Origin of the sequence: Methylobrevis albus (genome assembly GCF_015904235.1) — a bacterium.
Taxonomy (GTDB): Bacteria; Pseudomonadota; Alphaproteobacteria; order Rhizobiales; family Pleomorphomonadaceae; genus Methylobrevis_A; species Methylobrevis_A albus.
Window position 1 is genome coordinate 91863 of record NZ_JADZLT010000042.1, and the last position, 14143, is coordinate 106005.

Genomic DNA, 14143 nt, shown 5'->3' on the forward strand with positions numbered 1-14143 from the left:
TCCGCGGTCGCGGCGACGGCCCGGCGGCACGCCGCTGCGCATGCAGGGACGGCGGCGGGCCTCGCGCCGGGGCGGACCCGGCGGTCCGGATCCAAGGGGGGCGCGGTTCAGCCGATCAGAACCAGGGGATCAGCCGGGTGACCGCGCTCACGTAACTGGTGGCGCCCTGCTCGGGTTCGGCGGCGGCGCTTGCTGCCGGCGCCGGCTGGGTCTCGCCGGCGATCGTGGTCGCCGTGTCGCCGGCGATGGGGGCCGCGGCGGCGGCGGTGGTCGGCGCGGCCGGCGAGGCAGCCGGTGCGGGCGCGGGAGACACGGCGGCGGTCGTCGCCGCTGGCGCGGCGGCCGCCGGCGCCGGCGCGGTGCTGCCGGGAATGGTGGCGGTGGCCGCCGGGGCGGTGGCCGCCGGGGTGATCTGGCCCGGGGCCGCCGCGACGGCGACGGGAGCCGGCGTGCGCGGGTCGACCTTCGGCAACGGGTTGGCGTTCGGGCCGCTGACCGGATCGGCGACCAGCTGCATCGGTTCGGGCGGCGCGACAAAGGCCGACAGCACGGTGCCGAGCAGCGGCACGGATTCCGTCAGCGGCTGGCGGTTGGCGAGGCGCTCCTGGCGCTCCGCCTCGCGCTGGGCGAGCATGATCTGCTGCTCGGCCTTGCGCGCGGCCTTCTCGGCGGCGACGCGCTCCTCGGCCTCGAGGCGGGCGGCGATCTCGATCGTCTTCGCCTCGTCGGCCTTCTGGCGGGCGGCGATGGCGAGCTGCAGCTCCTGCGGCACCGAGAGGTTCGGGCAGGCCGCGGCGGGGCTCAGCGTGCCGTCGACCGGCGTCGCGTTGAACACGTACTTCCGGCCGCAGACGTCGACCTTCGGCTCCGAGCGGGTGAGCTCGAAGTGGTCGTAACCCTCCTTCAGCATCTTCCAGAACGGCATGTTCGGGTCGTTGCGGTGGCGGGCGAGGTTGTCGGGCGTCATCCGGAACGGGAAGGCCTGCAGCTGGAACGACTTCTGCCCGCCGCGGAAGGCGTCGCGGGCGAGCGTGTAGATCTCCTGGATCTGCGCGTCGGTCATCGCGTAGCAGCCGGCCGAGGAACAGGCGCCGTGCACCATCAGGTGCGTGCCGGTGCGGCCGTTGGCGCGGTCATAGGCGTTCGGGAAGCCGGTGTTGAACGAGAGATAGTAGCTCGACTTCGGGTTCATCTGCGCCGGGGTGATCGTGTAGTACCCCTCCGGTGCCTGCCGGTCGCCTTCCTTGATCTTCGGCCCGAGCTTGCCCGACCACTTGCAGATCTCGTAGCTCTTCAGCAGCGCATAGCGGCCGGAACGGTCCTTCTTCCAGACCTCGAGCGCGTTTTCTTCCTTGAAGATGCGGATCAGGATCGGCGAGGTCTCGGTCATGCCGAGCTTCGACATCATCTGCCGCGTCTCGCGCTCGGCCTGGCGCGTCGATTGCGGGCCGAAGCCGAGTTCGTCGGCCTGGCAGCCGGCGAGCAGCGCCGCGAGGCCGGCGGCGAGCAGCAGCCGCGCGGCGACGCCCCGGCGCGGCGCGCGGGTGCGAGTGGAAGCGGGGTTTTGAACAGCCTGCATGAACGTCAACCGGATCCGCCGATGAATCGAACAGAGTGCTTCGCCCGTCGCCGCGTCCACGTCGCTACCGGCACCGATGGGCAGGTCCGCGGCGAAGACGCATGACCCCCGGCCGCAGGATTGACCGATATCGTTACCAAAGTCTTACCAAAACCGGTCGGGGCGGCAAGGCCCGCCGCCCGCCGGGCGGCGGTCGTCCTCAGAGATTGCGGCCGATCGCGAGGAATTTCTGCCGGCGGGCCGAGCGGATCTGCTCGGGCTCCATGCCGTCGAATTCGGCGAGCGCGCCCTCGATGGTGTCGCCGGCGGCGCCGAGCACGGCGTCCGGATCGCGGTGGGCGCCGCCGAGCGGCTCCTTGACGATGCCGTCGATGATGCCGAGCCGCTGCAGGTCGGCGGCGGTGATCTTCATGTTGGTGGCCGCGTCCTGCGCCCGCGCCGAATCTTTCCAAAGGATCGAGGCGGCGCCTTCCGGCGAGATCACCGAATAGATCGCGTGCTCGAGCATGTAGACGCGGTTGGTGGTGGCGATCGCGATCGCGCCGCCGGAGCCGCCCTCGCCAATGATCAGCGCGACGTTCGGCACGGACAGCCGGAGGCAGGCCTGGGTCGAGCGGGCGATCGCCTCGGCCTGGCCGCGCTCTTCGGCGCCGATGCCGGGATAGGCGCCCGCCGTGTCGACCAGCGACAGCACCGGCAACTGGAAGCGGTCGGCGAGTTCCATCAGGCGCACCGCCTTGCGGTAGCCCTCGGGCCGCGCCATGCCGAAGTTGTGGCGGATGCGGGTCTGGGTGTCGTGGCCCTTCTCCTGGCCGAGGATCGCGATCGGCCGGCCGCGGAAGCGGCCGAGGCCGGCGATGATCGCGGCGTCCTCGCCGAAGGCGCGGTCGCCGGCGAGCGGCGTCCAGTCCTCGATCAGGCCCTTGACGTAGTCCAGCGCGTGCGGCCGGTCCGGATGGCGCGCGACCTGCGTCTTCTGCCAGGGGGTGAGCTTGGCGTAGATCTCGACGAGGGCCTGCGAGGCCTTGGCCTCCAGCTTGGCGACGTCGTCGTCGATCTCCACCGCCTCGCCGGACTGCGACAGGGCTTTCAGCTCCTGCACCTTGCCTTCGAGGTCGGCGACCGGCTTTTCAAATTCGAGATAGCTTCGCATCCGTTTCCCATGATCGGGCCCAGAGCCGGAGCAGCACGGCCGCCGCGCCATCCGCGCAGCAGCTCCGGTCGGGCGTTTCGACGAACGGAACCGTTATGTGGGGGCCCGGTCCCGGGACGCCGGCATATCGGCCGGCCGCCTCGATTGCGGGGCCGCCGAGGGCGGAGGCCGCGCGGGGCGGGAAGCCTCGCCCCGTTCGCGGCCGCACACTGGCGTCAGTGCCCCCGGCTGTCAAGGATGTCGCAGGCGCGGCAGGCGCGCAAATCCGCTTCGCCGGGGCCGGCGACGGGTCAGCCGCCGCCTGTGGCCGGCGCGCGCGCCATCGGGTGGCGGGTTTCGACGAGCTCGCGCAGCTTCTCGTCCAGCACGTGGGTGTAGATCTGCGTCGTCGCGATGTCGGCGTGGCCGAGCAGGGTCTGGACGACGCGCAGATCGGCGCCGTGCGCGAGCAGGTGGCTGGCGAAGGCGTGCCGCAGCACATGCGGCGAGACCCGTCCGGGCGCGATGCCGGCGCGGGCGGCGAGGGCTTTGAGGTCGCGCGCGAAGGCCTGGCGGGTCATGTGGCCGCTCGCGGAAAAGGCGGGAAACAGCCAGCGGGATTCCGGGGCCGCGCGGGTGGCGGGCCTTGCCGCGGATTTCGCGCTGGCGGGCGCGGCAGGCTTTGCCACACCCGTGCGGCCGGCCGCGGCGGCGGCCTCGCGGAAGCGCGCCACGGCGGCGCGGGCGCGGGTGCCGATCGGCACCATGCGCTCCTTGTCGCCCTTGCCGCGCACCGTCGTCACCCGCGCGTCGGGCCGGATCGCTCCCGCCGGCAGCGAGACGAGCTCGGAGACGCGCAGGCCCGTCGCATAGATGAGTTCGAGCAGCGCCGAGAGCCGCAGCCGGCGCAGGGCGTCGAGCGGGGTCTCGTCGTCGGCCGGCGGGGCGGCGGCCGTGGTGATCAGCCGGTCGACCTCCGCCTCCGACAGCACTTTGGGCAGCGGACGCGCCGCCTTCGGCCGGTCGACGGTCGCGGTCGGGTCGTCGGGGCGCCGGCCTTCGCCATAGAGGAACTTGTGGAACTGCCGCACCGCCGACAGATGCCGCGCCTGCGTCGACGCCGCAAAACCCTCGCCGGCGAGACGCGCCATGTAGGCGGCGACGTCGTCGCGGCCGGCGCCGAGCGCCCCGCCGCGCCCCGCCACGAAAGCGGCGTAGCCGGCGAGGTCGCGGGCATAGGCGGCGATGGTGTTCGCCGCCGCGCCGCGCTCGACGCTCTGCATCTCGAGGAAGGCTTCGATCAGGTGGGCATCGCTCAAGGCATCGGCTCCGGCGCGGGCTGTCTCCGGGATCAGGGCGGCGGCCACTGTCAGCCGGGTGGCCGCGGCAGGTCGCCGGTGTCGTCGCGCGCGGCGGCGGCCGCGGCCGGCAGATCCGACGGGCGCAACGTCTCGAACACCGCGGCGTCGATCGGTTCGCTCATCGGCCGCTGTGGCGGGGTCACGAGATAGGCGAGCGCCAGCATCGCCGCGAAGACGGCGAGGCCGAAGCATCCGATGCGGGCGAGAAAGCGGGTGACGGTCGGCATGGCTCTCGTCTGCACGGCTGCCGGGGCGTTTGGCCGGGCGCAGCCGCCCGGCGCCGCGCGCTCGGCAGGAAGCCCCCCCGGTCATCCGGGAGATAGTCTGCCGGAACTCGGTTAACAAAGACAGCGGTGGGTGCGGCGGATGCGGGTGCCGTTCCGACCCCGCCGATCGGCGAGGCGCAGCCGTTTTCACGTCCCCTCCGCCCGGGGTCAGCCCCCCGACTGCATCGCCTCCTCGTAGCACTTCTTCATGAAGCTCTCGTAGTCGGCCTCGCTGATGCCGAGTTCCGCCGCACGGGAATCACACCGCCAGATGATGCGCTGGGCTTCTTCCGCCGTTTCGGCCCGAACCTCCTGCACGGCGCCCGGCGCCGTGACGAGGGCGGTGAGCACGAGCGGCAGGATGATGCAGACGGTGCTGATCGCGGCGGGGATCTGCGAGCGGGAAAGCATGGCGGTGTCTCCTGTCGGGGTTTTCCGCTTGCGGCGGGGGCATTCCCGTCATGGACACCGAGCACCGGTTTCCGTCACCGGCGGTCCGTTCCCGGCGCCCGCGCGGGGACACGCGCTTGACAAGCCCGGCGCCTCTCACGGACATAGCCGGGATGATCGAGGCGCGGCGCGAGACGGGTGAGGGGGAGGACGAGGAGGTGTCGGCCGCGACGCCGCCGCCCGTCGCCGCGCGCGTGCTCGACCGGCTCGGCCCCCGCTCGATCGTGCTGATCGGCATGATGGGCGCCGGCAAGACCAGCGTCGGCCGCCGGCTCGCGGCGCGGCTCGGCCTCGATTTCGTCGACGCCGACCAGGCGATCGAGGAAGCGGCGAACCAGACCGTGCCGGAAATCTTCGCCCAGCATGGCGAGGCCTATTTCCGCGAGGGCGAGCGGCGGGTGATTGCGCGGCTCCTGCGCGACGGCCGGCGGGTGATCGCCACCGGTGGCGGCGCCTTCATGAATGCCGAGACCCGCGCGGCGATCCGCGCCGCCGGGGTGTCGGTGTGGCTGAAGGCCGACGCCGCGGTGCTGTTCGAGCGCGTCAAGCGCCGCCCGACCCGGCCGCTGCTGCAGACCGCCGATCCGCTCGGCACGCTGAAGCGTCTCGTCGAGGAGCGCTATCCGGTGTACGCCGACAGCGACATCACCATCCTGTCGCGCGACGTGCCGCACGAGGCCGTCGTCGACGACGTGGTCGCCGCGCTGCTGCCCTGGCTCGACGCCGAGGCCGCCGGCGCCGACCGGACATCTGGAATCCCCGAGTCATGACCACCACCGCCGCGACCTTCGATGCCGCCGCCGCCGAGGCGTCCGATGGCGGGCCGGTCGTCGTGCCGGTCGCGCTCGGCGACCGCTCCTACGACATCCTGATCGGCGACGGGCTGATCGGCCGTGTCGGCGCGCTGATGGCCGAGCGCCTGCCCGGTGCGCGCGCCGCGATCGTCACCGACGCCAACCTCGCCGGCCTGCATCTCGACGCGCTGGAGGCCGGGCTCGAGGCGGCGGGGATCGCGTCGAGCGCGATCGTCGTCGCGCCGGGCGAAGCCTCGAAGAGCTTTCCGGTGTTCGAGCGCGTCGTCGACGCGGTGATCGGCGGGCGGTTCGAGCGCGGCGACGCGGTGGTGGCGCTGGGGGGCGGCGTCGTCGGCGATCTCTCCGGCTTCGTCGCCGGCGTCGTGCGCCGCGGCATGCGCTTCGTGCAGATCCCGACCTCGCTGCTCGCCCAGGTCGACAGTTCCGTCGGCGGCAAGACCGGCATCAACGTTGCCCACGGCAAGAACCTCGTCGGCGTGTTCCATCAACCCGACCTCGTCGTTGCCGACACGGCCGCCCTCGACACGCTGTCGGAACGGCATTTCCGGGCGGGCTACGCGGAAGTCGCAAAATACGGACTGATCGACGACGCCGGCTTCTTCGCCTGGCTCGAGGCGAACCACGGCGCGGTGTTCGCCGGCGGGACCGCGCGCACCGCGGCGATCGCCACCTCGTGCCGGGCGAAGGCGCGCGTCGTCGCCGCCGACGAGCGCGAGACGGGCGAGCGGGCGCTGCTCAACCTCGGCCACACCTTCGGCCACGCGCTGGAGGCGGCGACCGGCTACTCCGACCGGCTGGTGCACGGCGAGGCGATCGCCATCGGCATGGTGCTGGCGCACGATTTTTCGGTGCGGATGAACCTTGCGAGCCGCGACGACGCCGACCGGGTGAGGGCGCATTTTTCCACCGTCGGCCTGCCGACGCGGCTCGCCGACGTGCCCGGCGACCTGCCCGATGCGGACGGCCTGCTGAAGCTGATCGGCCAGGACAAGAAGGTGGCGCGCGGCAAGCTCACCTTCATCCTGACGCACGGCATCGGCCAAGCCTTCATCGCCAACGACGTGCCGCCCTCGGCGGTGACCGACTTCCTCGCCGAGGCGGCCGTCTAGACGTTGGCCCAAACCCCGGCCGCGCGCCGGCACAGCCTGATGCCCGGTCGTGTTGCGCTGCAGCGCTTGCACTCGCGTGCGGGTTCCGGCTATTTGTGGGCATCGCTCAGGACCCGGTGAAACTCCGGGTGGCTCTTCCGGCCGCCGATCCGCCGGACAACGCATCAAACGCGCAGCAATCCGGCCGCCGTCGATCCTCCGATCGCCGAGATGCCCTTTCGCGCGTCCTGCGAGCTTTTTTCCATGCACAGCAAGTCCTCCGCCTATGCCCGCGAGTGGTTCGGCAACATCCGTGGCGACGTCCTCTCCGGCGTCGTCGTCGCACTCGCGCTCATCCCCGAGGCGATCGGCTTCGCGCTGATCGCCGGCCTCGACCCCAAGGTCGGGCTCTATGCCTCCTTCGCCATCGCCTGTGTCTCGGCGTTCACCGGCGGCCGGCCGGGCATGATCTCGGCCGCCACCGCGGCGACCGCCGTGCTGATGGTCGGCCTCGTGCGCGACCACGGCGTCGAATATCTCTTCGCCGCCACGCTGCTGATGGGCGTGCTGCAGATCGGCGCCGGGCTGATCCGCATCGGGCGCATCATGCGCTTCGTCTCGCGCTCGGTGATCACCGGCTTCGTCAACGCGCTGGCGATCCTGATCTTCCTCGCGCAGGTGCCCGAGCTCGTCGGCGTGCCGGCGGCGACCTACGTGATGGTCGCGGCGGGGCTCGCCATCATCTACCTGTTCCCGCGCCTCAACCGGGTGATCCCCTCGCCACTGGTGGCGATCGCGGTGCTGACGGCCGCCTCGCTGGCGCTCGGCCTCGACGTGCGCACCGTCGGCGACATGGGGGAACTGCCGTCCGCGCTGCCGACGTTCGCCTTTCCCGCGGTGCCGCTGACGTTCGAGACGCTGCAGATCATCTTCCCCTATTCGGTGGCGCTCGCCGCGGTCGGCCTGCTCGAATCGCTGCTCACCGCCCAGATCGTCGACGACATGACCGACACGCCGAGCGACAAGAACGTCGAGTGCGGCAGCCAGGGCGTCGCCAACATCGCCTCCGGCCTGATCGGCGGCATGGGCGGCTGCGCGATGATCGGCCAGTCGGTGATCAACGTCTCGTCGGGCGGCCGCGGCCGGCTGTCGAGCTTCGTCGCCGGCGCATTCCTGCTGTTCCTGATCCTCGTGCTCGACGACGTCGTGCGGGTGATCCCGATGGCGGCGCTGGTCGCGGTGATGATCATGGTCTCGATCGGTACCTTCTCGTGGCGCTCGATCCGCGATCTCGCCCATGTGCCGTGGCAGTCGTCGGTGGTGATGCTGTCGACGGTGGCGACCGTGGTCGCGACGCACGACCTCGCCCGCGGCGTGCTGGTCGGGGTGCTGCTGTCGGGCATCTTCTTCGCGGGCAAGGTGGCGCGCCTCGTCGCGGTCACCTCCACGGCCGGTGGCGACGGCGCCTCGCGCACCTACCGGGTCAGCGGGCAGATCTTCTTTGCCTCGACCGAAGCCTTCATCGCCGGCTTCGCGCCGCCCGAGCAGGAGACGACGATCGTGGTCGACCTCACGGAGGCGCACTTCTGGGACATCACGGCGGTGGGGGCCCTCGACAAGGTGGTGGCCCGGCTCGGCCGCAACGGGGCCGAGGTGTCGGTCGTCGGCCTCAACGCGGCGAGCGCCACCATCGTCGACCGCTTTACCGCGAAGGAGCAGGCGGCCGGTGCCGCGCACTGACCGGGCGGCGGGGAAACCCGGGCTCCGGGCCCCAGCCGGCGCCGATCGGCCCTGCGGATCGTCCTGACCGGCGGGCCGTGGACGACGGGAACCCGTCAGCCGGCGTCCTCGAGGCCGCGGGCGTCGATCGCCAGCGCGTGCAGGCCCGAATCGAGTTCGGGGCGGAGCACCTCGTTGACGAGGCGGTGGCGGGCGACGCGGCTGCGGCCGTCGAAAGCCGCGGCGACGATCTTGATCCGGAAGTGGGTTTCGCCGCCGTCGCGCCAGCCGGCGTGGCCCTCGTGGCGGTGCGAATCGTCGACGACGGAAATTTCCCGCGGCGTGAACGCTTCGGTCAGGGCCGTGAGGATACGCTCGCGTCTCGTCATGTCCGGTCCTTCCGACGATGCTCCGGAGACGCGGCCCGCGGCCCCCGCCGCGCGGTCCCTCCGAACCCGGTCGCAGCGGTCTGTCTTGCCCGTTGCGGTGCGGCACACCATACTCTGCCGACCATGAAACTCGACTCCAAACTGTTCGACAAGATCCGCGTCCGACCCGGCACCGAACGGCCGGTTTCCGACGACGCACCGGCGTGCGAGTGGGAGGGCTGCGACCGCACCGGCCCGCATCGGGCGCCGAAGGGGCGCGGCCGGGAGGGGCAGTATTTCCATTTCTGCATCGACCACGTCCGCGACTACAACAAATCCTACAATTATTTCGCGGGCTTGCCGGACGACGCCGTCGCCGATTTCCAGAAGGACGCGCTGACCGGGCATCGGCCGACCTGGACCATGGGCGTCAACCGCGCCGCCGGCCGCGCCGCGCCGCCGCCCGACATCGACGCGGAGACCGTGGTCGACCCGTTCGGCGTGTTCCAGGGCGCGCGCAGCCGCTACACCGGCGGCGCCGCCGCCAAACCCGCGCGCAAGATGCTGTCGCCGCTGCAGCAGAAGGCCTTCGATACGCTCGGGATCGAGGAGGGGGCGGACAAGGCGGCGATCAAGGCGCGCTACAAGTTGCTGGTCAAACGTCATCACCCCGACGCGAACGGTGGCGACCGCTCGCTGGAGGATCGGTTGCGGCAGATCATCCAAGCCTATAACTACCTCAAGTCCGCCGGTTTCTGCTGACCGGTCGTCCCGGGCCGCCGGAGCGCTAGATAAGCGCTTCCGCGGTCCCGGACGGTCGGTTCCGGCCGGACTGCCGCAGGTGACCCGCTTTTCGACAGAGGGGGGAGGAGCGGTCGGTGCAAGGGCACCCATCCGCCGCCCCGGCGGAAATCACGACAGGCGATGGACGCGCGGCGCATGGGGCCCGCGCGCCGACGGAGGCTCCATGAGTTCCAAGACGAGCAACGCTGCGGCCTTGCCGGATATCCGCGTCTCGGTCCGGCAGATGTTCGGCATCGACAGCGACCTGACGGTTCCGGCCTATTCCGAAGCCGACGAGTACGTTCCGGACTACGATCCCGATTACCTGTTCGACCGGGCGACGACGCTGGCGATCCTCGCCGGCTTTGCGCACAATCGCCGTGTCATGGTCTCGGGCTATCACGGCACCGGCAAGTCGACGCACATCGAGCAGGTGGCGGCGCGCCTGAAGTGGCCGCTGATCCGCGTCAACCTCGACAGCCACATCAGCCGTATCGACCTCGTCGGCAAGGACGCGATCGTCATCCGCGACGGCCAGCAGATCACCGAGTTCCGCGACGGCATCCTGCCCTGGGCACTGCAGAACAACGTCGCGCTGGTGTTCGACGAATACGACGCGGGCCGGCCGGACGTGATGTTCGTGATCCAGCGCGTGCTGGAAGTCTCCGGCAAGCTGACGCTGCTCGACCAGAACCGCGTCATCCGGCCGCACCCGGCGTTCCGCCTGTTCGCCACCGCCAACACGGTCGGCCTCGGCGACACCTCGGGCCTCTATCACGGCACGCAGCAGATCAACCAGGGCCAGATGGACCGCTGGTCGATCGTGACGACGCTGAACTACCTGCCGCACGACAAGGAAGCCGACATCATCCTCGCGAAGTCGAAGCACTACCAGACCGAGAAGGGTCGCCAGACCGTCTCGAAGATGGTGCGGCTCGCCGACATGACGCGCTCGGCCTTCGTCAACGGCGACCTCTCGACGGTGATGAGCCCGCGCACGGTGCTGACCTGGGCCGAGAACGCCGAGATCTTCGGCGAACTGGGCTTTGCCTTCCGGGTCACGTTCCTCAACAAGTGCGACGAGCTCGAGCGGCCGATGGTGGCCGAGTTCTACCAGCGCTGCTTCGGGGCCGAGCTGCCGGAATCGGCGGTCAACATGGTGCTGGGCTGAACGGAGCCGGATGGACGCCGCGACGGACGACCTCCTCAGCCAGTGGGAAATCGGCCTGCTGGCCGCGCAGGTCGTCCTCATGCCGGCGTCCATCTGGCTCGGTCTTAGCCTCCTCCGGCGCATCCGGGAGGCGACGCAGGTGACGCTCTACGTCACGTTGCTCGGGATCGGGGCGGTGCCGGTGCTTCCTGCCGCGCTCGCCGTCTATCTCCTGGCGTTGCTGACGGGGATGATGCCTGCGCCGCAGTCCGGCGAGCCCCCCGGCAGCGCCGCCTTCTGGCTCGTGTCCGGCACCGAGGTCGTCGGGTTTGGGGTCATCGCGGCGAAGTTGATCGTTTTCTTTGGGTATTTCCTGCACCGGTTCAGGACGAGGCGAGAGCTGAAACGACATGGCACGTGAGCCCACCTCCACGCTGAAGAACGCATCCCCGACCGAGCCGCTGAAGCGGGCGATCGGCTCGACCATGCGCGCGATCTCGGGCGAGGGGGAACTCGAGATCACCTTCGCCACCGACCGGCCCAGCCTGTCGGGCAAGCGGGTGCGGCTGCCCGAGCCGCCGCGCCGGCTGACGACGCACGACATCGCGGTGACGCGCGGTCTCGCCGATTCCATGGCGCTGCGGCTCGCCTGCCACGACGGCGCCGTTCACCGCGACCTGGTGCCCGAGGGGCAGAACGCGCGGGCGGTGTTCGAGGCGGCCGAGCAGGCGCGCTGCGAGGCGCTCGGCGCGCGGGCGATGGACGGCGTGTCCGCCAACCTCGAGGCGATGCTCGAGGACCGCTATTTCCGCGCCAACTATCACGAGATCACCGACCGCGCCGACGCGCCGCTCGAGGACGCCGTGGCCCTCCTGCTGCGCGAGCGGCTGACCGGCAAGGCGCCGCCGGCGAGCGCGCGGGCGCTGGTCGAGCTCTGGCGGCCGTTCGTCGAGGAAAAGGCCGGCGCCGACCTCGACGGCATCGAGCGGGTGCTGTCGAACCAGCGCGCGTTCGCCCGCGCCGTCCGCCACCTGCTCACCTCGCTCGAGATGGGCGACGAACTCGGCGGCGAGCCGGAGCCGACCGACGAGGCCGAGGACGGCCAGGACGGCGAGACCAGCGGCGAGGAAAACCGCGGCGAGGCCGAGCAGGACGATACCAGCGACCAGGCCGCGCCGAAGGAGCAGGAGGCGAGCGGCGACGAGCAGGAGGCCGGCGAGACCGACACCGACGCCAAGGCCGCCGAGGACACCATCGACGACGACCAGGCCGACGACGCCCGCGACGCCGGCGAATCGCGCCGCCAGGAGCTGCCGTTCACCAACCAGCCGCCGCTCAGCGACTACAAGGTGTTCACGCCGCGCTTCGACGAGGTGACGCGGCCCGAGGACCTCTGCGACGCCGCCGAGCTCGACCGGCTGCGCGGCTTCCTCGACAAGCAGCTCGTCAACCTGCAAGGGGCGGTCGCCCGCCTCGCCAACCGGCTGCAGCGCCGGCTGATGGCGCAGCAGAACCGCGGCTGGGACTTCGACCTCGAGGAAGGCCTGCTCGACACCGCGCGCATCACCCGCGTCGTCACCGACCCGATGCAGCCGCTCGCCTTCAAAATGGAGCGCGACACCACCTTCCGTGACACGGTGGTGACGCTGCTGCTCGACAATTCCGGCTCGATGCGCGGCCGGCCGATCACGGTGGCGGCCGCATGCGCCGACATCCTTGCCCGCACGCTGGAGCGCTGCGGCGTCAAGGTCGAGATCCTCGGCTTCACCACCAAGGCCTGGAAGGGCGGGCAGGCGCGCGAGGCGTGGCTGGCGGCCGGCAAGCCGGCCGGTCCCGGCCGGCTCAACGATCTGCGCCACATCGTCTACAAGGCCGCCGACGCGCCGTGGCGGCGGGCGCGGCGCAACCTCGGCCTGATGATGCGCGAGGGGCTCTTGAAGGAGAACATCGACGGCGAGGCGCTCGACTGGGCGCACAAGCGCCTGCTCGCCCGGCCGGAAAACCGCAAGATCCTGATGATGATCTCGGACGGCGCGCCGGTCGACGATTCGACGCTGTCGGTGAACACCGGCAACTATCTCGAGCGGCACCTGCGCTTCGTGATCGACGAGATCGAGACGCGCTCGCCGGTCGAGCTGATCGCCATCGGCATCGGCCACGACGTGACGCGCTACTACCGCCGCGCCGTCACCATCGTCGATGCCGAGGAACTCGCAGGCGCGATGACCGAGCAGCTCGCCAGCCTGTTCGAGGAACAGGCGCGGGGGGCTGCGAAGCGCGTGCGCCCGGCCCGGGCGGCGCCGGCGAGCGTGCGGATGGGCTTCCGGTGACAGCACCGGCCGCCGCGGCCGGGCTGCGGCGGCGCCGGCACGGCGCCCTGGCGCTGGCCTGGCTGCTGATCACTGCAACGGGAGTGGCGGCGGAAACCCTTCCCGCGGCGCAGCCGGTCGCCATCGAGGCGCGGCCGATCTCGAGCTTCAACATCGTCGGCATCGGCGGTACGCGCCTCGGCGCGCTGGACTTTGCCGGCGGCTTCGAGTTGACGGACGCGGACGGACGGATCGGCGGGCTTTCGTCGCTGGTGATCGACCGCGACGGCGCCCGGCTCGTCGCGCTCTCCGACGACGGCATCCAGCTTTCCGCGACGATTACGCGCGACGCGGCGGGCGATCCGGTCGGCATCGGCGACGGCGCGGTGCGCCCGGTCGCGATCGCGGGCCGGGTGGCGAAGCGCAAGAGCGACCTCGACGCCGAAGGCTTCGACGTCGGCGTCGTCGGCGGGGAGCGGCGCGCGGTGGTCGCCTTCGAGGGACCGGCCCGGATCGGCTGGGCGCCGGCGGCACCGGGCGGTTGGGTCGGGCCGCTGCAACTCATCGACCTGCCGGACGACATCGGCGCCTTCCGGGTCAACAAGGGGCTGGAGGCGCTGGCGATCGCGCCGCCGGGCACGGCGCTCGCCGGCGGCTTCGTGACGATCGCCGAGGCGCCGCGGCGCGGGGTGAACACGCCCGGCTGGATCCGGCTCGCCGACGGGCGCTGGCGCGCCTTCGGCCTCGTCCACCGCGACGGCTTCGATATCACCGACGCGGCGTTCCTGCCGGGCGGCGACCTCCTCGTGCTGGAACGGCTCTACGGCCTGCCGCGCGGCATCGGCATGCGCATCCGCCGCCTCAGCTCGGCCGACCTCGCCGCCGTCGCAGCCGGCACGGCGCGCGGTGCGCTCGACGGCGAGACGCTGGTCGAGGCCGGGCTCGCCCAGCAGATCGACAACATGGAGGGCATGACGGTCTGGACCGACCCGGCCGGCCGGGTGCGGATCGGCCTCGTCTCCGACGACAACCGCTCGTTCCTGCAGCGGACGCTCTATCTGGAATTTCGGCTGGGGGAGTAGGGGGTTCTGTGCCGTGCGGCTTCCCCCCTCCCTGTCCCTCC

At 71.4% G+C, this 14143-nt stretch carries 14 protein-coding genes and 1 other annotated feature; of the genes, 8 read left to right on the forward strand and 6 right to left on the reverse strand.

The genetic code is table 11. From position 1 onward, the window contains the following. Positions 1-115: 115 nt before the first annotated feature. The 5 genes from I5731_RS05505 to I5731_RS05520 form a co-directional block, all read right to left on the reverse strand. Positions 116-1579: a L,D-transpeptidase family protein gene (locus I5731_RS05505; RefSeq protein ID WP_197310369.1), complete on the reverse strand. Its 1464-nt coding sequence runs from the start codon at positions 1577-1579 to the stop codon at positions 116-118. A 199-nt stretch (positions 1580-1778) separates the two neighbouring features. Next, a complete protein-coding gene (locus I5731_RS05510; RefSeq protein ID WP_197310370.1) occupies positions 1779-2732 on the reverse strand; it encodes an acetyl-CoA carboxylase carboxyltransferase subunit alpha in 954 nt (317 codons plus the stop codon). 290 nt (positions 2733-3022) lie between these two features. After that, on the reverse strand, positions 3023-4030 hold the full coding sequence (locus I5731_RS05515) for a tyrosine recombinase (RefSeq protein WP_268926558.1): 1008 nt from the start codon (positions 4028-4030) through the stop codon (positions 3023-3025). A gap of 50 nt (positions 4031-4080) precedes the next feature. Beyond that, positions 4081-4299 carry a hypothetical protein gene (locus I5731_RS19705; protein WP_235981559.1) on the reverse strand — a complete coding sequence of 73 codons (219 nt, stop codon included), beginning with the start codon at positions 4297-4299 and terminating at the stop codon, positions 4081-4083. Between the two features lie 207 nt (positions 4300-4506). Further along, positions 4507-4749, reverse strand: a complete 243-nt coding sequence (locus I5731_RS05520) for a hypothetical protein (RefSeq protein ID WP_197310372.1) — start codon at positions 4747-4749, stop codon at positions 4507-4509. 152 nt (positions 4750-4901) lie between these two features. On the opposite strand from I5731_RS05520, the gene I5731_RS05525 reads away from it, so the two are divergent. The 3 genes from I5731_RS05525 (at position 4902) to I5731_RS05535 (ending at position 8431) form a co-directional block, all read left to right on the forward strand. Continuing rightward, a complete protein-coding gene (locus I5731_RS05525) occupies positions 4902-5558 on the forward strand; it encodes a shikimate kinase (protein WP_197310373.1) in 657 nt (218 codons plus the stop codon). Further along, complete coding sequence (gene aroB / locus I5731_RS05530; RefSeq protein WP_197310374.1) at positions 5555-6712, forward strand: 3-dehydroquinate synthase; 1158 nt, start codon at positions 5555-5557, stop codon at positions 6710-6712. Before I5731_RS05525 ends, aroB begins: the two co-directional genes overlap by 4 nt. 106 nt (positions 6713-6818) lie before the next feature. Then, positions 6819-6874, forward strand: a sequence feature (sul1 is cis-regulatory element that is thought to sense ions involved in sulfur or methionine metabolism; They are found in Alphaproteobacteria). An 81-nt stretch (positions 6875-6955) separates the two neighbouring features. Beyond that, positions 6956-8431 carry a SulP family inorganic anion transporter gene (locus tag I5731_RS05535; RefSeq protein ID WP_197310375.1) on the forward strand — a complete coding sequence of 492 codons (1476 nt, stop codon included), beginning with the start codon at positions 6956-6958 and terminating at the stop codon, positions 8429-8431. Positions 8432-8526: 95 nt separating this feature from the next. Here I5731_RS05535 and I5731_RS05540 read toward each other — a convergent pair whose 3' ends face one another. Next, complete coding sequence (locus I5731_RS05540) at positions 8527-8799, reverse strand: BolA family protein (protein WP_197310376.1); 273 nt, start codon at positions 8797-8799, stop codon at positions 8527-8529. Positions 8800-8922: 123 nt separating this feature from the next. Here I5731_RS05540 and I5731_RS05545 point away from each other — a divergent pair, with 123 nt between their 5' ends. The 5 genes from I5731_RS05545 (at position 8923) to I5731_RS05565 (ending at position 14102) form a co-directional block, all read left to right on the forward strand. Further along, positions 8923-9540 carry a J domain-containing protein gene (locus I5731_RS05545; protein WP_235981560.1) on the forward strand — a complete coding sequence of 206 codons (618 nt, stop codon included), beginning with the start codon at positions 8923-8925 and terminating at the stop codon, positions 9538-9540. Between the two features lie 205 nt (positions 9541-9745). Next, complete coding sequence (gene cobS, locus I5731_RS05550; protein WP_197310377.1) at positions 9746-10732, forward strand: cobaltochelatase subunit CobS; 987 nt, start codon at positions 9746-9748, stop codon at positions 10730-10732. Positions 10733-10742: 10 nt separating this feature from the next. Then, the gene (locus I5731_RS05555) at positions 10743-11132 is read left to right on the forward strand and encodes a hypothetical protein (protein WP_197310378.1); all 390 of its coding nucleotides are present in this window, start codon (positions 10743-10745) and stop codon (positions 11130-11132) included. Next, positions 11122-13041 (forward strand): cobaltochelatase subunit CobT, encoded by a 1920-nt coding sequence (gene cobT, locus I5731_RS05560; RefSeq protein ID WP_197310379.1) that lies wholly within the window; start codon positions 11122-11124, stop codon positions 13039-13041. Before I5731_RS05555 ends, cobT begins: the two co-directional genes overlap by 11 nt. Further along, complete coding sequence (locus I5731_RS05565; RefSeq protein WP_197310380.1) at positions 13038-14102, forward strand: esterase-like activity of phytase family protein; 1065 nt, start codon at positions 13038-13040, stop codon at positions 14100-14102. Before cobT ends, I5731_RS05565 begins: the two co-directional genes overlap by 4 nt. Positions 14103-14143: the final 41 nt, after the last annotated feature.